The organism is Pseudomonas sp. RGB (assembly GCF_007713445.1).
Lineage (GTDB): Bacteria > Pseudomonadota > Gammaproteobacteria > Pseudomonadales > Pseudomonadaceae > Aquipseudomonas.
The window spans coordinates 1-23,132 of the sequence record NZ_VMSH01000031.1; the positions used below are offsets into that span (position 1 = coordinate 1).

A 23,132-nucleotide genomic window follows, 5' to 3' on the forward strand; every position below is an offset into this window, starting at 1 on the left:
CCGGCCTGTCACGCCGGGGGTCGCGGGTTCGAGTCCCGTCCGCTGCGCCATATTTGCTTCCACTAAGGCCCACTGAGCGCCTGGAAGCCACGGAAATAGCGGCCTTGAGCCGCTTTTTTCGTTTTCTGAATTCCACTGGAATGCATCTCCAGCCACGGTTTTTAAGTACACATTTAAGTACACCGCTGGCACAGCCTTTTACGATGCCTTGCGCATCAATTTTCGTATTGGTCCGTCTACCGCTGAGTTGTATTCCCCTCCTTGATGCAAAAGGAGGTGTCTGATGGCGCTGACAGATACAGCGATCAAGCAAGCCAAGCCTGCCAGCAAGCCTTATACGTTAACCGATGGGGATGGCTTATCTATGCAAGTGCCACCGACAGGTTCGAAGCGCTGGCATTTCCGTTTCTATTGGCATGACAAGCAATTGCGTATTTCCCTCGGCATCTATCCAGGCGTCAGTCTCAAGGAGGCTCGCCAGCGGAGGGAGGCGGCACGTGCGCTGGTGGCCAACAATATCGATCCCCGCTCCATCGTCGCGCCGAGCGGCAGAAAGCCTCTCACGCCGCCAACAATACGTTTGAAGCGGTTGCCTATCGCTGGCATGAGTTCCGAAGTAAAAAGTTGACGAAAAGTAAGGCTTCTTTATGTGTCTTCTTTGGCCAAGGGTCGACAGCTGACCTGCTATTGGATGCGGACATCACGTCGCTCTTTGATGGGCGCTGATATTTCTGGGACACCGGATTGCTGACCGACGGGTGCTCGGGCTAATTTGAACCTCAAAGGGGGATATGGGTTGTCGACAAGACCTGGCGCAACCCCATGAACGAGCGAATCTGGCGAACCCCGGGCAGGTAAAGCAATTGCTCCGCATGGAGCCGGTTGAAACTGTTGCTGTCCTTGGTGCGCAGCAACATGAAGTAGTCGAACTCCCCTGTCACCACATGGCACTCCATGCAGCCGGACACTTTTTGTGCCGCCGCCTCGAATGCAGCGAAGGATTCCGGTGTGGAGCGGTCCAGTACCACGCCGATCAAGACCACCATCCCCGCATCCAGCGCTTCATTGTCCAGCAGGGCGACGATGCCCTTGATCAGGCCGGCCTGTTTGAGCCGTTCGACGCGCCTGAGGCAAGCCGGTGCACTCAATTTCACCTTCTCTGCAAGCGCCACGTTGGAGATGGAAGCATCTCGCTGCAGGGTCTTGAGAATGGCGCGGTCGGTTCGATCCAGCGGCTGCGGCAATGGGACTGTTTTGCCCTGCTTCACTTGAGTATTTGTTGCGTTCATATGGATTTATACGCAATTAAAGTATGTTTAGTGTTTCCTGTGGAAAATTATGTTTCTTTATATAATGGAAATTTGCAACACATATTTTTCGAACTCTTCTTAATATTGAACTCATCGAAGCCCCTCTGAAAGAGCCTGGAACGCAGCCTCTTTTGCCTTTCGGTCTGGCGCTTGGATACTCAATAAACAAGGAGCAGAGTCATGAACCTGAATCGTTTTAAACGTTATCCGCTGACCTTCGGTCCTTCTCCCATCACGCCCTTGAAACGCCTCAGCGAACACCTGGGCGGCAAGGTCGAGTTGTATGCCAAACGTGAAGACTGCAACAGTGGCCTGGCCTTTGGCGGCAACAAGACGCGCAAGCTCGAATACCTGATTCCCGAAGCACTCGAACAGGGCTGCGACACCCTGGTGTCCATCGGTGGGATACAGTCGAACCAGACCCGTCAGGTCGCCGCCGTCGCTGCCCATCTGGGCATGAAGTGTGTGCTGGTCCAGGAAAACTGGGTGAACTACTCCGATGCGGTGTATGACCGCGTCGGCAATATCGAGATGTCGCGCATCATGGGTGCGGATGTACGGCTGGACGCCGCCGGGTTCGACATTGGCATCCGGCCCAGCTGGGAGAAGGCCATGAACGATGTGGTGGAGCGGGGCGGCAAACCCTTTCCGATCCCTGCGGGGTGTTCCGAACATCCCTACGGCGGCCTTGGGTTTGTCGGCTTTGCCGAGGAGGTACGGGAGCAGGAAAAACAACTGGGGTTCAAGTTCGACTACATCGTGGTCTGCTCCGTGACCGGCAGTACCCAGGCCGGTATGGTCGTCGGTTTCGCCGCGGACGGCCGTTCGAAGAACGTTATCGGCATTGATGCCTCGGCCAAGCCAGAGAAAACCAAGGCACAGATCCTGCGTATCGCCCGGCACACCGCAGAACTGGTGGAATTGGGCCGCGAGATCACCGAAGAGGATGTGGTGCTCGACACACGCTTCGCCTATCCGGAATACGGTTTGCCTAACGACGGTACGCTGGAAGCCATTCGCCTGTGCGGGAGCCTGGAAGGTGTGCTGACCGATCCGGTGTACGAGGGCAAATCCATGCACGGGATGATTGAAATGGTCCGCCGTGGCGAGTTCCCCGAAGGTTCGAAAGTGCTTTACGCGCACCTGGGTGGGGCGCCTGCGCTGAATGCCTATAGCTTCCTGTTCCGCAACGGCTGATTAACGCCAATCACCTGTAGGAGCGAGCTTGTTCACGAAGCGGTGGGTCAGTCGGCATCAATATTGAATGTCACGACCTCATCGTCAGATCGCCGTCCGGAGCAAGTGGCTCCTACCAAACCGCCGGGAGTACCGCCATGCATGCGATATCGCAATCTGCAGTCTGGATCAAGCAACCTTCGGCGGATGCCGGAGTGGTCATCGTTACCAGCGCCGCGTTGCCCCAATACATGATCGACAAGCTGCACGTAGCGATAGATGACTGGGACCAGGTGGCTTATCTAGCCATCAAGCAATCCGAGGCGTTGAGGGTCGACTGGTTACGGGCGGGGTCTAGCCCGGAGAACTCTGCTGGGGGCGATGCGTGTTTCGTCAGCCAACTGTTGTGCTCCGTCTCCCACGGAAGCTTTTTACTGGATGTCGAAGTTGGCATGGTGCCTGGCCTGACCTGGCTGGGATCCGTCTGCGGCCACCCGCTGCGCGTCGTCGAACTTGGAAAAATAGCCTCATCCACGGCGGCGATGGATCAACAGGTTGAAGAGGTGTTATCGGCGGCCCGCAGCCTGGCGAAAAGCCTGCTGCAGGCGCGGGGCGTGATTTAACCAATGCCCTCGTCAACCCGCCTGTTGCAACAAGAAAGGCAACGCATATGAGCCAAGCTGCCGATTGTCGTAGCCACGCAATGAAGTGGGTGCGCGAGCCTTCAAGTTGCACGCGTATCGTGGTCATCGTGTGCGGACTTGATAGCGACCATATTGATTTGATCCATCAGGGTTTCAGCTGTTTTGACAATGTTGCGCTGATCCATGTCGATACGGTGAACACCGCACCTGGCAAACGCGTCGAAGTGCGAACGGCTAAGAGTGACTACTGTTTTGTGGTGCTCGGTGAACTTGATGAGGGTTTATTGCACGACCTTTCCATTGGTCAGTCATGCATCTACCCGATAACACCCGACGAGGCGGCTGAACGTTCCGTCATTGCAGCAGTAGAACAGGTTAAAAGCCTCGCCCGAGTGAGCCATTCGCGCCACCTTGAAGTGATACCCGACACCAGCAGAAGTTGCCTACGGGCCTGTCTGATACCCTGACCCCGGCGATTCGTAGAGACCCATTACCTCAAACGCTGTCGCCGACAGCCAGAATGGTCGCCACCAACGCCAGGGCGCGAGGCACCAGCGTGTCCAGTTCCAGGTATTCACGATCAGTGTGGACCTTGCCACCCACTGGGCCCAGGCCACACAGGGTTGGAATGCCCAGGCTGGCGGTGAATCCGGAGTCGGCGCAACCGCCGGTGAACTCGCCTTCGACGCTGAAACCCAGCGCCAGCGCTTTTTGCTGGTAGATGTGCAGCAGGCGTTCGCTGTGATGTGCTTCCATCGGTAGAAAGGTTGTCGCTTCCTTGAGGATGGCGCTGGTGCCGATCAGTTCTTCTTCTGCAACGATGGACTGGATTGCGGTGAAGATCTGGTCCCAGTGCTTGAGTTCGATGAAGCGCACGTCCAGCCGGGCGCAGGCGCTAGGCGCGACGGTGTTGCTGGAGGTGCCACCGGATATCAGGCCTACGTTCGTGGTGATGCCTGCCGGGTAATCGGTCAAGGCATGGAGCTTGACGATCTTGCGCGCCAGGGCCTCGATCGCGCTGGCTCCGTCGGCATGGTTGACCCCCGAATGTGCCGCGCGGCCGCTGACTTCGATGATCAGCGTGGCACCGCCCTTGCGTGCGCTGACCACGTTACCGCTGGCCCGGCCGGGCTCGGTATTGAGCACGGCGCGGGCGGCCCGGGCGGCCTTTTCGATATGGGTTCTGGCGCTGCCGGAGCCGATTTCTTCGTCACCGGTGTACAGAACCTGCACCGGATAGGGCAACCGACCGGCGCGCTTGAGTGCCTTGAGAGCGAAGCAATTGAGCACCAGGCCACCTTTCATATCGGCGACACCGGGGCCATAGGCGAAATGGGTGTCGCGGCTGTAGCCGCGAGTCGTGGTGGTACCTTTGGGGAAAACCGTGTCGCGATGGCCCAGCAGCAACACCGGCTTTCCAGATTCGCCTGGCACTTCGGCGAGTATCACGTCGCCAAAACCATCGACCGGTATGCGCTTGAGCAGGATGCCGTCGGCTTCCAGTTCAGCCGCGAGCAGCGCGCCCACAGCGTCAACGCCCGCCTTGTCATAGCTGTTGGAGTCGGTGTCGACGATGCGCTGCAGCAGCGTTTCCATGGCTTGGCGCTGGTCAGCCAGCCAGCCCAGCGCCTGTTGTGGGGTGGCGCTCATTGCGCTTGCTCCCGTAACTGATGTTCCTGGGTCAGGCGTGCCGCGTCGTTGCCCAGGTCCCAGAACAGCCCGGCCATGATTTGCAGGCTTTCCTTGACCACCGGTGCCAGCAAGTGCTCGTTCGGCGCATGTTGCGAGCATGCAGGGTACGAGTGCGGCACCCACAATGTTGGCAGGCCGAGCACGTCCGCGAACACGTCGTTGGGCAGCGAGCCGCCGAGGTTTGGCAGCAGCGCAGGCTTTTTGCCGGTGGTCTGTGCCAGGGAGCTGAGCGCCCAACTGACCCACGGGCTTTGCGGATCCAGCCGAGTGGCATGCATCACATCGATGCGGCTTTGCTTGACCTCGACATTGCTGAAACCATGAGCATCCAGGTGGGCACGTACAGCCGGGATAAAGGTCGTGTAGTCGCTGTTCACCACGAAGCGAATATGGCAGTGGGCGTTGGCCTTGCCAGGGATCGCATGCACGGGTGCGTCCGGGTTGCCGGTCTTGAAGGCGATGACGTCGAGGGTGTTCCAGCCGAACACCTTTTCGCTCAGCGAGAGCTGCGGGTTACCCCAGTTGGCGTCGATTTCCGGATCGCCCGGTCCGCCACCGACGTCAATATCGGCCAGTGCCTGCCGAACCGGCTCCGGCAGTGTCTCGGGCATCAGGCCCGCAACTTTCACCCGACCGTGTTCATCGACCATGCTCGCGATGGCATTGGCCAGAATAATGCCGGGGTTGGCCAGCAACCCGCCCCAGTTGCCGGAGTGATGAGCGCCTTCGCGCAAATTGACCACCAGCTCGAAGTTGAATACACCGCGTGAGCCGAGAAAAATCGTCGGGCGTGATGCCGCAAGGCGCGGGCCGTCCGAGGCGATGAAAACATCCGCCGCGAGCTCTTTACTGTGTGCGGCACAGAACGCATTCAAGCCCGGCGAGCCTTCTTCTTCGCCCATTTCCAACAGCAGCTTGACATTGAAACCCAGCTTGCCGTCGCGAGCCTTGAGCGTTTGCTCCAGCGCGGTCAGGTTGATCAGGTGCTGGCCTTTGTTATCCGCCGTGCCGCGGCCGTACCAGCGATCGCCTTCGACCGTGACTTGCCACGGCGACAAGCCTTCACGCCATTGCGCTTCATAGCCGCGCACCACATCACCGTGGCCGTAGCTGAGCACGGTCGGCAGTTCTGGATGTTCAATGCGTGTGGCGATCAGGAAGGGGCCGCGTTCTGCCACCGGGTTGTTATAGACCGTGACGCTGAAGCCCATCGCCTCGACATGCGGGGTGATGAAGTCATTGAGGTAGCGATACAGCTCGGGCTGGCTGTCCGCTGCCTGGCTTTCGGTGTGCAAGGCGACGCTTCGTTCGAGCAGCTTAAAAAAATCGCCGTTGTCGAATTGCTCTGTGGTGTTGCTGATGGCCAGTGAACGACTCATGAGTGGATGAGCTCCAGTGTTTGGGCAGAATTGTCGTGAAGGTGGCAACGCACGTTGCCGCCGATAAGCGGACCATTGGCCGGATAGGCCGTTGTGCAGGGGGCGAAGCAGCTCGGGCAGCGCGGATGAAAGGCGCAACCGGACGGCGGTGACATGGGGTTGGGGAAGGTGCCGTGCAGGCCGATTTCAGGAATGCCCAAGCGCGGATCGGGCGTGAGCACCGAATCCAGCAAGGCGCGGGTATAAGGGTGGCCGGGGTTGGCGAACAACGATTCGCGAGTGCGTTCTTCGACGATGCGCCCCAGATACATCACTGCGACCCGGTCTGCGAGGTGTTCGATGACCGCCAGGTTATGGCTGATCAGCAGATAGGTCAGGCCGAATTCGCGCTTGAGGTCCTGCAGCAGATTGAGGATCTGCGCCTGCACCGACACATCCAGCGCTGATGTGGGCTCGTCGCAGATCAATACATCAGGGCGCATGATCAGCGCCCGTGCAATCGCCACCCGCTGGCGTTGCCCGCCAGACAGCTGGCTCGGGTAGCTGTCGATCACCCGCTTGGGCAGGCCGACCACATCAAGCATCTCTTCGGTCTTCTTGCGTCGCTCGGCGGTGCTGCCGATGTCATGCACGATCAGCGGCAGGGTGACGATTTCGCGCAGGGTCTTGCGTGGGTTCAGCGAGGAGTACGGGTCCTGGAAAATCGGCTGGATATGCCGGGACATTTCCTTGCGATCAGTCGCCGCCAGATGTTTGCCATTGACCAGCACATCGCCGCTGGTAGGCGGCAACAGACCGAGCAGCATCTTGGCCAGGGTACTTTTGCCGCAACCGGACTCGCCCACCAGACCCAGGGTCTCGCCACGCATCAGGCGCAGGGAAACGCCGTCCACGGCCTTCAGGGTGGCGGCGGGTTTGAAAAAGCCCTTGTTGATCCGAAACTCGCGGCGGATGTCACACAGCTCTAAAGCGATGTCTTTTTTCATGACCTTGCACGCTCCTGAAGGCGAATCGGTGCCGGGTTCGGTGCGGCGAGCAGGCAGCGCGCCATGTGTCCGTCCTGTTCGACTTCGGGGATGTTTTGCGCGCAGTCCGGTGTCGCCTGGCTGCAACGATTGCGGAACGCACAACCTTGCTGTTCGCCTACCAGACTCGGCACAAGGCCCGGAATCGAACCCAGCGCCTCACCCGGTTTAGTCCGGCCAGGGATTGGAATACTCGCCAGCAGACCGCGGGTGTAAGGATGCTGCGGGTTCTCGAACAGTTGCAGGGCAGGGGCGGTTTCGACGATTTCCCCGGCATACATCACTGCGACCCGATCGGCGATCCGTGCCACCAACCCAAGGTCGTGGGTGATAAAGATCACCGCCAGGCCGAGTTCTTTCTGGATGTCGCGAATCAAGCGCAGGATCTGCGCTTGAATAGTCACGTCCAGTGCCGTGGTTGGCTCATCTGCGATGATCAGGTCCGGTTCGCACATCAACGCCATGGCGATGATTACCCGCTGGCGCAAACCGCCAGACAATTGATGCGGATACTGACGCAAGCGCTCGGTCGCATTGCTGATACCGACTTTCTCCAGCATCTGCGCGGCGCGAGCCAGGGCATCCTTGCGCGACACCTTGCGATGCTGAGTCAGTACTTCGCTGAGCTGATCGCCAATGCTGTAGGCGGGGTTCAGCGAGGTCATCGGTTCCTGGAAGATCATCGCCAGACGGTTGCCGCGCAGGTCGCACATGCGCCGCTCGCTCTGGTTTAGCATGTCGATACCGTCCAGCGTCAGCCGTGACGCGGTGCGTTTGGCCTTGCGTGGCAACAGGTCCATCAGCGCCAGTGAGGTCAGGGATTTGCCGCAGCCGGATTCGCCGACGATGCACAGCATTTCACCGCGCTCGACTTCAAAATTCAGACCGCGCACGGCATGCAGCATGTCATCCGGTGTCGGGCTGTTGCCCATTGGAATGTCCACGCGCAGGTTTTCCACATGGAGTAGTGCCATGTTCGGTACCCTCTTTAGTTACGGCCGTCTATCAGTTACGGCCGTCTGGCAGGATCAGATCGCGCAGGCCGTCGCCGACCAGGTTGATGCCCAGCACCAGAATCATCAGGGCGACGCCGGGAATGGCGATGACCCACGGGGAAAAGAACATGTAGGGTTTGCCTTCAGCGATCATCAAACCCCAGGACGGCGTCGGCGGCTGCACACCAACCCCGAGGAACGACAGTGCTGACTCCAGCAGGATCGCGTGGGCCATTTCCAGCGTCGCGACGACGATCAGTGCACCGACCAGATTGGGCAGAATTTCACTGACCAGAATGCGCAGGGTCGAGCAGCCAAGCGCCTGGGCCGACGCCACATATTCAGCATCGCGAATCTGTTGCACAGAAGCCCTGACCACCACCGCGAAGCGATCCCATAACAGGCAGCCGAGCAGCACGATGACCACTTTCAGTGAGCCGCCCATCAGCGAGGCCGAGGCCAGTGCGACCATCACGACCGGCATCGCCAGCCGGGTGGTGATCAGGTAGCTGATAAATGCATCGACCTTGCCGCCGTAGTAACCCGCCAACAGCCCCATGACGGTGCCGATAAAGCCGGAAATCAGCGCCGCCGCAATCCCGATGAACAGCGAAATGCGTGCGCCGTAGAGCAGTCGTGACAGGTAATCACGGCCCAGCTTGTCGGTGCCAAGGACGTATTCCCAGGTGCCGTGGGCCATCCATACCGGCGGTTTCATGCGCAGCATCACGTCTTGCGCGTAAGGGTCGTAAGGTGCCAACCACGGCGCGAACAGTGCGCCAGCGAAGATGATCAGCAACAACACCGCGCCGATGGCGAAACCACGATGACGAAAGCTCTTGCCAAGTACTCGGCTCAGGCTGCTCGGTGGTGGCAGGTAGTCATTGATCGTGAGGGTGGTGGGGGTGCTCATGTAAGCCTCCTAGCGCACGCGAATGCGCGGGTCGAGCAGTGCGTTGAGCACATCGGCCAGCAAGGTGAGGATGATGTAGATCACCGCAATCAGCAGGACCACGGCCTGTACCACCGGGAAGTCGTCACGGGCGATGGCGTCCCAGGCGAGTTGCCCGATGCCTTGCAGGGAAAACACGGTTTCGATCACCACCGAACCGCCGAGCATGAAGCCGAACTCCACCGCCGCCAGCGCGACTACCGGAATCAAGGCGTTGCGCAGTGCGTGCTTGAACAACACGCGGGCAGGGCGCAGGCCCTTGGCGCGGGCGGTGCGGATGTAATCGGAACTGAGCACATCAAGCATGCCGGCGCGGGTCAGCCGCATGATTGCCGGAGTCGCGTAGTAGCCCAGGGCAATGGCCGGCATGACGAAGTGCAGCAGGGTCGAGTTGCCGGACACCGGCAGCCACTTGAGCGTCACCGCGAACACCACGATCAACATCAGCGCAAACCAGAAACTTGGCATTGCCTGACCCAGCACCGCAATGCTCAAGGCCAGTCGGTCAACCCAGGTGTCGCGTTTGACCGCGGCCAGCACGCCCAGGGGAATTGCCACCAGCAAGGCGATGCCCAACGCCATGGCGCCCAACCCGAGGGTAATCGGCAAGCGGCTGGCGACGAGGTTGTAGACCGACTCCTGAAAGAAAAATGAATTGCCCAGGTCCAGCCGTAGCAAATCGCCCAGCCAGTTGAAGTACTGGGTCGGTAGCGGTTTGTTCAAACCGTATTGCACGCGGATCTGTTCGATCTGTTCGCTAGTGGCTTCCGGTCCGCCAATGGCAGTGGCTAGGTCGCCGGACAGATGCAAAAGAGAAAAGCTGATCACCGACACGGTAATGGCAACGCAAATAGCGATGCCCAGACGGCGCAGAAGGAATCCAAGCATGGCGAGTTTCCTCATATCTATTGGGTGACATGTGTGAGGACGTGTCTGTGGCAGGGACGAGTCCAGGCGCTACGGCACCTTTGGATCAGTCCGCCAGCTTGCGCATTACTTCCACGTGGACTCGACGAAACGCGGCAGCTCATCCGGGTACGGGGTGAACGCGAGTTCGGAGGTGTAGGCGTAGTTCATCGAGTAGTTGAACAGCGGCGCCCAATAGGCCTGTTCGCTGATGCGCTGCAACGCCTTGCGGTAGTTGTCCTTGCGCACTTGCGGGTCGAGGGCATTGTCGGCGGTCTGCAACCAGCCCTGGACTTGTGGGTCCTTGATGTTGTCGTCCGGGTTGCCCTTGAACCAGGTACCGGCCGACGCCGAGGTGTCGAGGATCGAGAACGAGCCCCAGGCCTGAAACGACATGGGTACCTTGCCACCACGTTGCTGATCGCGCAGGGCGGCGTACTTCAAGTAGCGCAGCTTGGCGTTGATGCCCACGGCGCGCAGGTTGCCGATGATGGCTTCGACGTAATCACGGTCGCGATAAGCGAAGATTTCTGTCTCGAAGCCATTTGGGTAACCGGCTTCGGCGAGCAGCGCCTTGGCCTTGGCCGGGTCATAGTTGTAGACCGTGGCCGCGGTAGTATCGCAGCCGAACTGGCCTGGATAACAGGCAACCTGCAGGGGTTTGGCTTCGCCACCCACCAATTGCGTGGCCAGCGCATTGCGGTTGATCGCATGGTTGATGGCCTGACGCACCTTGAGGTTCTTCATCGGCGAGTTTTCAGTGGAGGTGCCCCGAGCATCAAGAATCAGGAAGCCGATGCGCATGGTTTCGCCGCTGGTCACGGTCAGGTTCGGCATGCCTTTGAGGTCGACTGCCTGATCCGGGGTGACACGCCAGGTCCAGTCGACACCATCGGTCATCAGCTCGGCCAGGCGGGTTTCCGCATCCGGGATCACCCGGAACTTGAGGTGGCTGATATGTGGCTGGCCTTGTGGGCTGTCCGGGAAGTAGTCCTTGTTGATCTCCATGGTCACGCCTTCGCCGGCCACCACCGACACGGCTTTATACGGCCCGGTGCCAATGGGCTTGCGACTGAATTCGGCCAGGCCGACCTTCTCGAAATACTGCTTGGGAAACATCGGAACGGCGTTGGACAGGTATTCCAGTGCGGGAGGGAAAGGCTTCTTCAAATGCAGGCGAACGCTGTAGTCACCGGTTTTTTCGGCGCTCTTGATCCAGTCTACGTTTTGCACGGTAACGACTTTCGCTTCGGGCGACACCACGTAGTTGAGGGTGAACACCACGTCGTCGGCGGTGAACGCGTCACCGTTGTGAAATTTGACGCCTTTGCGCAGCTCGAAGTCGATGGTGGTGTCGTCGACCTGTTTCCAGCTGGTGGCCAGCATGGGTTTGTATTCGCCGCTTTTGGGATCGCGGTAGATCAGGTTGTCCCAGATCAGCCGGCCGAGAATCACACCTTCGCGTAAATCGTTGTGATAGGGACTGATGTTTTCAGGCTCGCTGTCGGAAGCGTAAACCAAGGTGTCGTTGGCTTTACCGGCATGAGCCGGAAAACTGATGATGATGCCCATCAGCGCAATACTGCAGGCGAAACCTTTGATGCCCATGCCGTCGTCTCCGTTGGCGAGTGTGGTTGAATCAAAGGGCAGCGAGTCGCAAATGCGTAAGGAGGATGAAAGCTCAGGCAAGGTTTTTTTGGTCTGGACACGAATGTAGGGAAAGGCTATCAATGCCACAAGAATAATATTTCGATACTTCCTTTGCCGAAAAGGCAACCCTTGGAGGCGCCGATGCAACTGTATGGCGTGCAGTCCACAGCACTGCGCTATTTTCTCGAAGTCGCGCGATGCGGGTCGATCAGCGAAGCCTCATTGCGACTGAATGTAGCGGCATCAGCGGTGAGCCGACAAATTTCCAAGCTTGAGGTGGCTCTGGATGCCAGCCTGTTTGAGCGTCGTGCCCGGGGCATGGTGCTCAGCGAGGCGGGGGCGCGATTGGCGGCATATGCGCGCAAGTCGCAGCTTGAGGCCGAGCAGGTGGTGCTGGAAATTACCGAGCTGCATGGCTTGCGGCGGGGCCATGTGCATGTTGCTTGCTCGGAAGGATTTGCACTGGAATACATGCCCAGGAGCATCAGCGCGTTCAGGCGTGAGTATCAGGGCATTCATTTCACATTGGAGGTCTGTGCGCCTGCGCAAGCAACTGAGAAAGTTCGTTCCGGCGAAGCCGATCTGGCGATGACCTTCAGCCTGACGCCGCAAAAGGAAATCAAGGTTGAACATGTCCTGAGCGGGGCGATTTTCGCCGTGGTCTCCAATTCTCATCCCTTGGCCGGGCGTGAAGCGGTCACCCTTGCCGAGTTGCAACCCTGGCCCATTGCGTTACCCAAGGCTGACACCACCATACGGCAGCTGTTTGACATCTGTTGCGGCGTACAGGGGTTGTTGTTCGACCCGGTGTTGACCACCAATTACGTTGCCGCGCTCTACAGCTTCGTCCGCGAAGAAGGCGTTATCAGCCTGGCCAGCGAAATGACCTTGCACAAGCAGGTGGCGGACAAGGCGCTGCAATGCGTGCCGATCCTTGATGAAGGCATGCAGGCACGCCGCATCGAACTGCAGAGCATGGCTGGGCGCAATTTGCCGGCAGCGGTTTCAGCGTTCAGGGATTTTTTGATTGCTGAGCTGGTGAAAGCCAAACGTCGCTGAACACCATCAGTAGGGCGTTGCCGCCGAGTTCAAGGGCAACGCGATTGATGGGTTGGCCGACCGTGGCGATGCGTCCGGTGTTACGTCCCTCATCCGTAGATGACCTGCGCACAGGTCAGTCCAGAAGTTCTGCTCTGTGCGCCAGTGCGGTCATGAGTTGTGAAAGATTGTCGGCAAGGGTGAGGATCTGCTGGCCTTGCACTTCATCCTGTTCGCTGTCGCGTTGCGAGGTCGGGCGCACGCAACTGATGCTACCCACGACTTTGCCGTCGCCATCGAATATGGGCGCCGCCAGGCCGAAGACGTCAGCATCCACTTCGCTGATGCTCAGCACATATCCCTGGCGGCGCAGGCGCTGCAGCGAGCGTCGGAATTGCTCCCACGTCTTACCCAGGTTGCTGGATTCGACATCACTCGGGTTTTCCAGAAATATCCGGCTTTGGTGTCGCGAGCCCATATTGGCCAGAATGACTTTGGAAGTGGCGCCCATGAACAACGGTCTTGGCGAACCTCGTGAATAGCTCACCTGATTGGACAGATTGCCGGTTTGATGGACGCAGACCACTTGATCCTTGAACGATCGACACACCAGCCATGCTTGCTCGGCGCCCCACTTTGGAAAGCTGGGCTCGAGTGCATGTGCGGCACGAACCAGCGGATCACTGACGCGCAGTTGGCGATCCCAAGTGATGATTCTCGCGCCCAGAGCGTAGCGCCCGGCCTCTACCTGAAACAGCAAATTGGCCTCGGCCAGTTCACGTACGTAACGGTAGGCGGTGGAGCGTGTGAACCCCAGCGCATTTCCCATCCCATCGACCGTCCAGATTGGATGGCGCTCGGTAAACAGGTCCAGGATTCGCAACATCCGCTCCAGGCTGGAGCCTTTGCTGTCAGCCAGGTGCTCGGCGTTGTCTTCGCAATCAAACGGTCTTTGCATGTCAGCGCTCGTCTACATTATTGGTGCGCAGGATACCAATTCGCTCGATTTCGATTTTGACGATATCACTCGGCTTCATCCAGGCCGGGGCGGCCGGCCGGAATGAACTGGAGGGGAGCACTTTGCCAGGGCTGGCAATAACCGGCAGAAAGCCGATTTCACTCAACCCCAGGCGGGCAGGTCTTTGAGCGCATCAGCGCCCGTTCGCTTTGTGAGCGTGTTGGTTGTCGCTTGCTTGCGGGGTCCAGTCGCAGCAAGGTAATCGCCGTCAGCGCGATGGCGCCCGGGATCAACGCTGCGATGAGGATCTCTGTCAAAACCCAGCCGGCCGCCAGCATCAAGCCTCCGCAAACAGGCCCTGTAATGGAACCCACGCGCCCGACGCCTAATGCCCAGCCGATACCTGTGGAGCGTATTTCCTGTGGGTACAACTCGGCGGCTAAAGCGTTAAGACCGGCCTGCGCGCCCTGTACCAGAATGCCCAGCGCCAGCATCGCGGGGAAAAGCGAATAAAGCGAAACCGGCAATTGGCTGAGCGCCAGCACGACCGCCAGGTAGCCCATGAACTCGAGGGTCAGCACATTGACCGAGCCCCAACGGTTCATCAGCCAGCCTTGTATCACTGAGCCGATCACACCTCCCAGGCTGAACAGAATAATCGCGCGGATCCCCATGCTTAGCGGTGCATGGGCTGCCACCAGCAGTGTCGGGATCCAGCTCATGATGAAGTACAAAATCAGCAGGTTCATGGCGTACGGCAGCCAGAGTAATAGCGTGCGACGCCACATGCCGGCGGTGAAAAGACGGCTCAGGGAAGTAGAGGAGGTTGCCTGTTGACGCGCACGGCCAAGGCTGGCGGGCAGTTCGGCGAGATCGGGTGCGAGCCGCTTGATGATAGCGCTCAGGGCAGGGCGACTGCCGGGCTTGCGACTGAGGAACTCAACCGACTCCGGAAGCCGCCGTGCCACGACGCCGGCGACCAGCAAGGGCAGCGCGCCACCAATCAGGAAAAGGTTTTCCCATCCCCAGGTGGCGAGGAGTTGGTCGACCGTCAAACCTGCCAGCATCGCGCCCAGTGGCATGCCACAGAACAGCAGTGTGACGGCACTGCGCGCATAACGCCGTGGGCTGTATTCAGAGATCAGCGCCACCAGGTTGGGGATCGCGCCGCCAAGACCTATACCGGTCAGGAAGCGCACGACCAGCAATTGCGGAACGCTGTTAACAAAAGCGGTCAGTAACGCGAATGTGCCGAACAACAGGATCGACAACACCAGAATCTTCTTGCGCCCCAGGCGGTCCGCCATAGGGGCAAGTAGCAGGGCGCCGAGCATCAAACCCAATAAACCTGCCGCGAACACCGGGGCCAGGGCTTGGGGCGTCACGTTCAAGGTCGAAGCCATGGCCGTCACCAGGAATCCGACGATCTGGGTATCGAACCCGTCAAGCACTGCAACCAGTACGCAGAGGGCGAGCAGCTCCCACTGCAAGCGACTGACAGGCCGGGCGTCCACTACGTCGCAGAGGATATTGCTGGGGGTAGGTGTGTGCATGAACGTACCTCTTATTGTTTTTATTGTCTGGGGCAGGCAGGTGTCCTCGACTACGGCCAAATCTATTACTAAGCAAAAATCCTGTAAAGACAAAATACTGCAAAATCCCAAATTGCAGGAAATATGTATTTTTTTATTTGATGGCTCGACCGCGGGCGTCGTTCTTGGCGTGATCTGCCGCATCTGGCTGTTGCCCGAAGAGGGAACGGTGTGGGAGTTGGCCCTGGTTATCGCGCTCTATAAATGCGAGCCAAAATCTTCACTCGGTTTTGAGGCGCGTTGAGGAACAGTGCATTCCTTCGCCCACCCTTTGGGCACTCCATGATGTGGACGAACGTTCTGGGTATGTCCATGGACGCGTAGCTCTGATTGGCGATGCTGCTCACGCCATGCTCCCCCATCAAGGTGCCGGCGCAGGGCAGGGACTTGAAGATGCTTGGTTTCTCGCACGCTTACTGGCTGATCCGCAGGTTCAAAGCAGGTCACGAGGGGCGTTGGTGCGGTAACCCAACGACACCAACACGCCAAAAATGAGTGGAATGAACGTAGGTCGTGATACCGCAGTTTTCTTCGTTTACACCCAATCTATTTAAGTACCATCTCGTGGTTCGGACCTGCTGGAGTTTGCATTTCTCAGGCCGCAAAAGCGTTCTCATCCGCGCCCGTACTTTTTCTTGTACAAAGTCGTCCTCGATATGCCCAACTGTCGAGCTGTGGCACTTATGTTGCCGCCATTAACCTGCAAAGCACTTTCAATTGCGCGTTGCTGCGTCTGCCTCAGATCCATCGGCGCTTTTGTAGGCGGTGGCGCAACCGACAGTGATAAGCCCTCAAGCATGATCATCATGTCATTGCCTGCAAGGGCACTCGCCAATCGAAGGGTTTGCTCTAACTGACGAATATTTCCCGGCCAGGCCTGTTCTTGCAGTGCCAGCAACGCATCTGGATGCAGTGGTGGGGCGTCGAAACGCTGGCGCAGCCGTTCCACTAATACGGCGAAATCAGTGCGCTCACGCAGCGCCGGTAGGGTAATAGCCAGGCCATTGAGGCGGTAATACAAATCTTCGCGAAACGCCTTGTGAGCGATGCGCTCAGCCAGATTACAGTGGGTGGCGCTGATCAGTCTGACGTCCAAGGGGGTGCGCACGGCGCTACCCAAACGTGATATTTCTCGCTCTTGAAGCACCCGTAGCAGGCGGGTTTGAAGGGCGAACGGCATGTCGCCGATCTCGTCCAGCAGCAAAGTGCCGCCGTTGGCGGCGGCAAGTTGCCCAGCGTAGCCACCTTTGCGCGCACCGGTGAAGGTGCCTTCGGCATAGCCGAAGAGTTCGGACTCAATCAGGCTTTCCGGAATTGCGGAGCAATTGATCGCAACGAAGGGCGCTTCAGGATGCAAATGCTCGTGCAGCGCACGAGCGAAGACTTCCTTGCCGGTGCCGGTTTCACCCTGCAGCATAATCGGCACGCCAGCGGCGAACGCCTTGTGTGCTTGTGCCAGTTGCCGGTTAACAGTGGGGTCTGTGCCCATAGGGGTCGACAATTGCGGACTTGAGACGATGATCTTGGATTCCGGTAACAGCATCTTGGCGTATAAACGCGAGCCATCCGTGAGGGTTAGCTGTTGGGCGTGCTCCGCGCTGGCGACGGTTCGGGTTTCAAACAACTGCTCGATGTGGCACTCGATTGGGGCGAATTGCTCTAGTCCCAACAGGCGTTGTGCGGCGCGATTGGCGTTACAAATACGCCCTCTGGAGTCGATCGCGATCAGTCCTTGCAACGGGGTGCCCAGCAGACGCCGATCATGCTGGAGAGACAGGATCTGGCAGTTCTTTAGCGTGCCAAATAGCAGATTCTCAGCTGCCATAGCGGCATGGCTCAGTTGCTCCAGGACCGCTGCAATCTGCCGTTCGCCAGTGCCCGTGATATCAAGCCCGCCGATGAAGTCCCCGTTCAAGCCGCGAATGGGGACACTTGCGCAGAATATGTTGCCGAAGTCGTTGAGATAATGCTGGTTGCCAATCAGCACCGTCGGGGCACAGGTGGCAATGGTGCAACTGGGTGCCGTAGTTCCGAGATCCGCCTCCTGGATTCGCCGACCGACCTGCAGCTCGCGTAGAGGTCCATATAACTCAGGCGCCTGCCTGGCGTGGACGATAACCCCTTGCGGGTTGACGCAGAACAATGTCCACGAGGCCCCGCCTATTTGCTGCCATAACCGATCGATCTGAGGCCCGACATACTCAGCCAGTGAACGATCGTTGTCGTTCAGCGGGATCAGGCTCTCAGGGCCCGCTCGCCAATGGTCTGACGGCAGCAGGCCGCTTGCACGTGAGCGAAACCACGATTCGGCTACGACAGGGGGAACCAGACCGACAGGCAAGTCTGCGCCTTCACTGAAACGCCTACGGGCATGGAAAAGGCGTTGCTGGTCGACCAAGGCGTGGGCATCCATTAAAGACACCTCTAATAATTATAGGGATTACTGCTCGGACCACACAGCATAGGCAGGGCCCGCGATAGCCACTGATTTATACCCAACGACCAGCAAGGTCAATATCTGCATAACAATCAGAACACCAACAGCGCACGCAAATTAATACCAACGTCCTCCTGAAAGCCACCGACAGCTCGCACGTCGTGGGTCAATTGCGCGCTAAGTTGGACGGTGCGTCCGACCATCTGTTGAAACTCCATTCGTACCTGCTGAACCTCGGTCTTCTGCCCTGTGTAATCACCGTCCAGATATTGCTTACCGCCGATGCTGGCGCTGTAGCCGAGGGCCATGCGCTGCGTCGGATTAAAGTCATAGCGCAGATTGCTCTGCACCTGGTAGGTGGGGTCCTGTTTGAGCGTCTGATTTCCAGTGCCTGCATTAGCGTTGTGACCATAGGCTACGACATCGCCGTACAGCTCCATGCCCAGTTTGCCCCACAGCGGTTCGACCCAGCCCAGCTGCAGGTCGCCTTTGTAACGGTTTTCGCCCAGGTTCAGCGCGTCGTGACGATCGTAGTTGCCCCAAGGCAGGTAGAGCAAAGGTGTAATGCCGAAGTAGCGACCGCTGACGCCGGCCTCTGGCTGGTTAACCAACCAGAAGGTCGCGCCCAAAATAGGGTCGGCCAAGCCACTGGCACTGCCCAGCGCATGCCCACCGATACGCGCGTCGTAGACATGTCCAAACGGCAGGAGAATCTGTGGGTCGACCGTGATTCCGCCAATCTCGGTGAAGTGGATCAGGCGCAGGATGCTGATATTGGATTTCAGGCTGGTCTGACGACGGCTGTCTCCGGCCCCGTCTGTATCGTAGCGGTCGGAATGACTGTATTGCTGATACCAGGCCGCGACACTGGTGCCAGCGGGAAGGGCTGTATAATCGCCAACATTGACGTCGACTGCCCAGGCGGGGGTGGAACCCAGGGCGAGCGCCATGGCGCCCACGTAAACGCGAGATATAAGTCGCATGTTCGACTACCTTTCTTGTTTTTATTTGCGTGATATGGCCCGGAGCATCACTGCTCCGGGTCAAAAGGTTATGGCGCGATGCGAATGATCGGCTTGAGCGTTATGCCTTTCTCGCTGTCCTCAGCGGCCTGGTTGATCTCGTCGAAGCGGTAGAATTTCACCAACTTGTCGAAGGGAAAGCGCCCCTGCAGATAGAGGTTCACCAGTTCCGGGATGAACTTCTTCGGCACGCTATCGCCTTCGACGATGCCGCGAATGGTCTTGCCACCCAATAGCAGATCATTGACGTCGAACTCGGCGGTGGTGCCTAGCGCGGGGGCGCCAACGACGCCGAGGCTGCCGCGACTGCCGAGCGCATCGACGGCTAGACGCAGCACCGCCGGACGCCCCGTAGACTCCAGGGCAAAATTGACACCGCCGCCCGTGATCTCGCGGATGGCCGCGACCGGGTCAGTGTCCTTGCTATTGATGACGTGGGTCGCACCCAACTCCGTGGCCAAGGTCAACCGTGACGGCACCACATCCACGGCAATGATGGTGGTGGCGCCCGCGACCCGTGCAGCGAGTACTACGCTCAGGCCCACCGCCCCCCCGCCAAACGCGGCGAAGCTGCTGCCGGGGGTGACCTTCAGCGAGTTGATTACCGCCCCGGCCCCAGTCTGGATCCCGCAACCGAGCGGGCCGAGCAATTCAAGCGGTGCTTGGCGACTGACTTTGATCGCGTTGTTTTCACGACTCAGTGCAAAGCTGGCAAACGACGATTGGGCGAAAAAGTGATCGTTCAGACGGGATCCCGCCTCATCCTGCAACGCGCTGCCGCCCTCCGGATCGCCACCACTGAAGTTACGGCCAAAAAACTCCTGGCAGTAGGACATGTGCCCGGCACCGCAAGACAGGCATTGGCCGCAATAGCCGTAGGTGAGCACCACATGGTCGCCCACTTGCAGGCCCTGGACAAGCGGGCCGACGGCCTCGACGATGCCTGAGCCTTCGTGGCCCAGTACCGCCGGTAACGGCACGGGGTAGTACTGGTCGCGGACGATCATATCGGTGTGACACATGCCGGTGGCAACGATACGTACGAGTACTTCATCGCCTTGCGGTTCTCGAATCCGCGCATTTTCCAGCACGAAGGGCGCACCTTTACCACGGGTAATGGCAGCTGTGATGGGGCGGTAGACTTGGGTGCTCATTATTTTTGTTCTCCTGGTTTTAAAGCGGATAAGCCGGTGCTTCACCTTTAACGGTGAGCCACTGCCATTGTGTGAATTCTTCCCAATTGGCTGGCCCGCCAATACTGGTCCCGTTGCCGGAGGCGCCCACGCCACCGAACGGATTAACCACTTCGTCGTTTACGGTCTGGTCGTTGATGTGCAGGAGGCCGACTCTAAGCTGCTCGCCTAGCTTCAGCGCACGGCCAACGTTCTGAGAAAGAATGGCGGCCGACAGTCCATACTCGGTGTCATTGGCCAATTCGATGGCCTCGGCATCAGTGTCAAACGGCACGACCACGGCCACAGGGCCGAAAATCTCTTCGTGAAACGCCGGGTTGTCGCGGGTCACACCGCTGAGTACGGTGGGTTTGAAGAACAGTCCCTCCGATGTGCCTCCTGCCGCCAGCGTCGCACCTGCCTGCACGGAGGCATTGACGACATGCAGCGCATGGTCACGTTGCTGCTGATTGATCAAAGGCCCCAGATGTACCTGTCCACTGGCGGGGTCGCCAACCACAAGGCTGTTGGCCTTGGCCACCAACTTTTCCAGCAGGCGCTCGTAAATGCCCCGTTGCACCAGCAGGCGGCCCGTCGACATGCAGATTTGCCCCTGGTGCAGATAGACGCCCCAGGTGGCATTGGCCAGGGCCAGCTCCAGGTCGGCGTCGTCCAGCACAATAAGGGCGTTTTTTCCGCCCAGTTCCAAGGAGACTTTTTTCAGGTTGCGGCCCGCGGCCTCACCGACCTTGCGACCGGCACCGGTGGAGCCGGTGAACTGAATCATCGCCACATGCGGATCGCTGGTGAGCGCGGCGCCGGCTTCCGCTCCTCCTGGTAAAACGTGCAACAGGCCCATCGGAAGACCTGCCAATTCGAAGATCCGGGCGATGACAAAACCGCCGCATACCGCCGTACGTAAGTCGGGCTTTAGCACAACACCGTTGCCTGTCGCCAGGGCTGGGGCGACCGCGCGGATGGCCAAGTACAAAGGGAAGTTGAACGGCGAAATAACCCCGACCACGCCTAGCGGTCGACGGCGAGCAATGCTTAAACGCCCAGCGCTTGAGGGCAACACCTCGCCTTGGCTTCGAGACGGCATGGCCGCGCTCTCATGGAGCACCTTGATGCTAAGGCTAGTTTCAAACTCCGCCTTGGGCCGCGTGGAACCACTTTCCTGAATCAGCCATTGCACGATGGCCTCAAAATTGTCCTCTGCGGTTTTTGCAGCCCGGCGTAGTACGGCCGAGCGCTCGTCGTAGTGCAATTGGAACCATGCGCTTTGCGCGAGGCTGGCCGCCTGGGCTGATTGCGCCACTTGGCGGGCATCAGCGCAGGCCAGGCTACCGAGCGTGTGGCCCGTCGCCGGTTCCAGCACATCTGCAGAGCTGGCCGTCATCGTCCAAGTGCCCGTGAACAGCCTGTTATTCCACAGCGCCGCAGGGAGGAAATCACTTTGTAATTCGCTGCTCATATCGAGGGTGCCCTTGTCAGACCTGATTCGTGGGTGTGTGGTCATCTGACAGCAGGGGACGTGCCAAAACGATGCGTGAATCGCAACTTATTGTTTTAAAAGGAAATTATTAAAATAATTTTTACGTCTTACCGATCCACTGTTCAGAATCTGGACGCTTCGCTATGGGCAGGCGTCCATTTTCTGAACACTCAAGCCAACTCAGAAATTCCACGCAATTCCAGGCACGCCTTCAATACGGTCGATTTATCGCCTGCCCGATAACTGACGACGATTGGGGAGCTCACGCTGGCATCCAGCAGCGGTGTGTAGCCGATGTCGTCTCGGTGCAGGCGCTGCACCGAGGCAGGCACCAGCGTGATCCCCAGGCCCGCAGCCACCAACCCAATTGCAGTCTGCAGTTCGTTGGCCATTTGAGCCAAATGGATGCTTAAACCGCGCAGGGCAAATACCCTCAAGCACATGGTCGGCATAACTTGGACGGGGGCTGCCGGGATAGAGAATGAAAGGTTCAGCGGCCAATTGCTGAAGGCTCACCGGCGCGCCCAATAGCGCATGTCCGGCGGGCAATGCTGCAACCAGCGGGTCTTCGTGAACCATTTGCTGAGTAATGGACGGAGCATGGAACAGTAAGCGACCGAAGCCGATCCCTAGCCACCGCTTGCTGCCCGATGCGACACGGCGGGTGTCCTCGCACACGCGATCGAGTTGAGCAAGCAACAAGTTGGAGTGCTCCTGAAAAAACGCCCGGCCTCGGTCAATCGCAGGGGCCGGCTGCGGTCGAGTAACGCCACGCCAATCTCGCATTCCAGTTGCTGGATCTGCTGACTCAACGGTGGCTGGGCGATGTGCAGTTCTTCAGCCGCGCGGGTGAAACTCAGGGTGCAGGCCAGCACCCTGAAGTAACGCAAATGGCGCAGTTCTATGATACCTCCAAGGTATGGCGAGAGACTTATTCAATATTGGACGGGCCATTTAGCGGAGGTCAGTCTTTGATGAAGAACAAATAGAATGCACACGGAACGCTCATGACTGCTATCACCATCGAACGCTTCGATACCCATATTGTGGTTCGCACCGCTGCTGACCGGCCAGGATGCCAGCGCCAGCGTGCGCGTCGATATCAATCAGGCCTGGAGTGAAGCGGTGGCAGTACGCGCTTGCCATTTGCTGGCCGATGCCGGGGGCGACATTGTCACGCCATGACCGGGCTGGCAGGGTGCGTCTGAGTGCCCATAGTCCTATTCCGTTGATGGCGGATGAGGCGATTGAGTCAGTGCCCGACGGCTTTGCCTTGGCCCAGATGGGCGCCGCCTCGATCTTTGCCCTGAAGATTGCCACGTATGGCGCGCTTTGCCCGCCGCTGATCATCTTCAAATAAACAGGAATCCACGCCATGCTTTTTCAGGTACGCATGACCGTCAAGCTACCTACCGACATGCCAGTCGAGAAGGTGAATAAGCTCAAGGCGGATGAAAAGGAATTGGCCCAGCACCTGCAACGAAAGGGCATCTGGCGACATCTCTGGCGCATTGCTGGGCTTTACGCCAACGTCAGCATCTTCGACGTTCCGGATAATCAAGCGCTGCACGATACCCTGATGCAGTTGCCGCTTTACCCGTTCATGGAGGTCGAAGTCACAGCCCTGTGCCGACATCCATCTTCGATCCACACCGACGACCGCTGAGTTCATCCAGTCAGCGACACGTA

Annotated in this window: 21 protein-coding genes and 3 pseudogenes; 9 read left to right on the plus strand and 15 right to left on the minus strand. The window is 58.8% G+C overall.

The window, feature by feature from the left end:
* Positions 1–283: 283 nt before the first annotated feature.
* On the plus strand, positions 284–628 hold the full coding sequence (locus tag FPT15_RS29090) for an Arm DNA-binding domain-containing protein (RefSeq protein ID WP_256676537.1): 345 nt from the start codon (positions 284–286) through the stop codon (positions 626–628).
* Between the two features lie 151 nt (positions 629–779).
* Here the strand turns inward: FPT15_RS29090 and FPT15_RS29095 are convergent, their stop codons facing one another.
* A complete protein-coding gene (locus tag FPT15_RS29095; protein WP_145166149.1) occupies positions 780–1,289 on the minus strand; it encodes an Lrp/AsnC family transcriptional regulator in 510 nt (169 codons plus the stop codon).
* A 201-nt stretch (positions 1,290–1,490) separates the two neighbouring features.
* On the opposite strand from FPT15_RS29095, the gene FPT15_RS29100 reads away from it, so the two are divergent.
* From FPT15_RS29100 to FPT15_RS29110, 3 genes are all read left to right on the plus strand, one after another.
* Positions 1,491–2,507, plus strand: coding sequence for a 1-aminocyclopropane-1-carboxylate deaminase (locus FPT15_RS29100; protein ID WP_145166150.1), 1,017 nt, complete (start codon positions 1,491–1,493; stop codon positions 2,505–2,507).
* A gap of 137 nt (positions 2,508–2,644) precedes the next feature.
* A complete protein-coding gene (locus FPT15_RS29105; RefSeq protein ID WP_145166151.1) occupies positions 2,645–3,109 on the plus strand; it encodes a transketolase in 465 nt (154 codons plus the stop codon).
* A gap of 47 nt (positions 3,110–3,156) precedes the next feature.
* Positions 3,157–3,597 carry a hypothetical protein gene (locus tag FPT15_RS29110; protein WP_145166152.1) on the plus strand — a complete coding sequence of 147 codons (441 nt, stop codon included), beginning with the start codon at positions 3,157–3,159 and terminating at the stop codon, positions 3,595–3,597.
* 28 nt (positions 3,598–3,625) lie between these two features.
* Here the strand turns inward: FPT15_RS29110 and FPT15_RS29115 are convergent, their stop codons facing one another.
* From FPT15_RS29115 to FPT15_RS29145, 7 genes are all read right to left on the minus strand, one after another.
* Positions 3,626–4,780, minus strand: coding sequence for a M20 family metallopeptidase (locus tag FPT15_RS29115; protein WP_145166153.1), 1,155 nt, complete (start codon positions 4,778–4,780; stop codon positions 3,626–3,628).
* Positions 4,777–6,201, minus strand: coding sequence for a M20 family metallopeptidase (locus FPT15_RS29120; RefSeq protein WP_145166154.1), 1,425 nt, complete (start codon positions 6,199–6,201; stop codon positions 4,777–4,779). Before FPT15_RS29120 ends, FPT15_RS29115 begins: the two co-directional genes overlap by 4 nt.
* A complete protein-coding gene (locus FPT15_RS29125; RefSeq protein ID WP_145166155.1) occupies positions 6,198–7,187 on the minus strand; it encodes an ABC transporter ATP-binding protein in 990 nt (329 codons plus the stop codon). The genes FPT15_RS29120 and FPT15_RS29125 overlap by 4 nt, the downstream gene beginning before the upstream one ends.
* The gene (locus FPT15_RS29130; protein WP_145166156.1) at positions 7,184–8,200 is read right to left on the minus strand and encodes an ABC transporter ATP-binding protein; all 1,017 of its coding nucleotides are present in this window, start codon (positions 8,198–8,200) and stop codon (positions 7,184–7,186) included. Before FPT15_RS29130 ends, FPT15_RS29125 begins: the two co-directional genes overlap by 4 nt.
* A gap of 31 nt (positions 8,201–8,231) precedes the next feature.
* Positions 8,232–9,134: an ABC transporter permease gene (locus FPT15_RS29135; RefSeq protein ID WP_145166157.1), complete on the minus strand. Its 903-nt coding sequence runs from the start codon at positions 9,132–9,134 to the stop codon at positions 8,232–8,234.
* A 9-nt stretch (positions 9,135–9,143) separates the two neighbouring features.
* The gene (locus tag FPT15_RS29140) at positions 9,144–10,061 is read right to left on the minus strand and encodes an ABC transporter permease (protein ID WP_024077467.1); all 918 of its coding nucleotides are present in this window, start codon (positions 10,059–10,061) and stop codon (positions 9,144–9,146) included.
* A gap of 105 nt (positions 10,062–10,166) precedes the next feature.
* Positions 10,167–11,687, minus strand: a complete 1,521-nt coding sequence (locus tag FPT15_RS29145) for an ABC transporter substrate-binding protein (RefSeq protein WP_145166158.1) — start codon at positions 11,685–11,687, stop codon at positions 10,167–10,169.
* Between the two features lie 183 nt (positions 11,688–11,870).
* On the opposite strand from FPT15_RS29145, the gene FPT15_RS29150 reads away from it, so the two are divergent.
* Positions 11,871–12,788, plus strand: coding sequence for a LysR substrate-binding domain-containing protein (locus tag FPT15_RS29150; RefSeq protein ID WP_145166159.1), 918 nt, complete (start codon positions 11,871–11,873; stop codon positions 12,786–12,788).
* Positions 12,789–12,903: 115 nt separating this feature from the next.
* Here the strand turns inward: FPT15_RS29150 and FPT15_RS29155 are convergent, their stop codons facing one another.
* Both FPT15_RS29155 and FPT15_RS29165 read right to left on the minus strand, forming a co-directional pair.
* Entirely contained in the window at positions 12,904–13,725 is an 822-nt protein-coding gene (locus FPT15_RS29155) for an IclR family transcriptional regulator (protein ID WP_145166160.1), read from the minus strand.
* Between the two features lie 158 nt (positions 13,726–13,883).
* A complete protein-coding gene (locus FPT15_RS29165; protein ID WP_145166161.1) occupies positions 13,884–15,278 on the minus strand; it encodes an MFS transporter in 1,395 nt (464 codons plus the stop codon).
* On the opposite strand from FPT15_RS29165, the gene FPT15_RS29170 reads away from it, so the two are divergent.
* Positions 15,277–15,561, plus strand: coding sequence for a hypothetical protein (locus tag FPT15_RS29170; protein ID WP_145166162.1), 285 nt, complete (start codon positions 15,277–15,279; stop codon positions 15,559–15,561). The genes FPT15_RS29165 and FPT15_RS29170 overlap by 2 nt on opposite strands.
* Before the next feature lie 4 nt (positions 15,562–15,565).
* Positions 15,566–15,757: pseudogene (locus FPT15_RS29175) on the plus strand (FAD-dependent monooxygenase); the annotation flags it as partial.
* Positions 15,758–15,930: 173 nt separating this feature from the next.
* Here FPT15_RS29175 and FPT15_RS29180 read toward each other — a convergent pair.
* The 5 genes and pseudogenes from FPT15_RS29180 to FPT15_RS30220 all read right to left on the minus strand — a co-directional run bounded on the left by FPT15_RS29180 (position 15,931) and on the right by FPT15_RS30220 (position 22,348).
* A complete protein-coding gene (locus tag FPT15_RS29180; RefSeq protein ID WP_145166163.1) occupies positions 15,931–17,730 on the minus strand; it encodes a sigma-54-dependent Fis family transcriptional regulator in 1,800 nt (599 codons plus the stop codon).
* A gap of 116 nt (positions 17,731–17,846) precedes the next feature.
* Positions 17,847–18,704 (minus strand): transporter, encoded by an 858-nt coding sequence (locus FPT15_RS29185; protein ID WP_256676538.1) that lies wholly within the window; start codon positions 18,702–18,704, stop codon positions 17,847–17,849.
* Between the two features lie 101 nt (positions 18,705–18,805).
* Positions 18,806–19,930, minus strand: coding sequence for an NAD(P)-dependent alcohol dehydrogenase (locus tag FPT15_RS29190; protein WP_145166165.1), 1,125 nt, complete (start codon positions 19,928–19,930; stop codon positions 18,806–18,808).
* A gap of 19 nt (positions 19,931–19,949) precedes the next feature.
* Entirely contained in the window at positions 19,950–21,422 is a 1,473-nt protein-coding gene (locus FPT15_RS29195) for a benzaldehyde dehydrogenase (RefSeq protein ID WP_145166166.1), read from the minus strand.
* Between the two features lie 191 nt (positions 21,423–21,613).
* Positions 21,614–22,348: pseudogene (locus FPT15_RS30220) on the minus strand (LysR family transcriptional regulator).
* A 178-nt stretch (positions 22,349–22,526) separates the two neighbouring features.
* Here FPT15_RS30220 and FPT15_RS29205 point away from each other — a divergent pair.
* A pseudogene (locus FPT15_RS29205) lies at positions 22,527–22,770 on the plus strand (enolase C-terminal domain-like protein); the annotation flags it as partial.
* A 48-nt stretch (positions 22,771–22,818) separates the two neighbouring features.
* Positions 22,819–23,109, plus strand: coding sequence for a muconolactone Delta-isomerase (gene catC / locus FPT15_RS29210; protein WP_145166167.1), 291 nt, complete (start codon positions 22,819–22,821; stop codon positions 23,107–23,109).
* Positions 23,110–23,132: the final 23 nt, after the last annotated feature.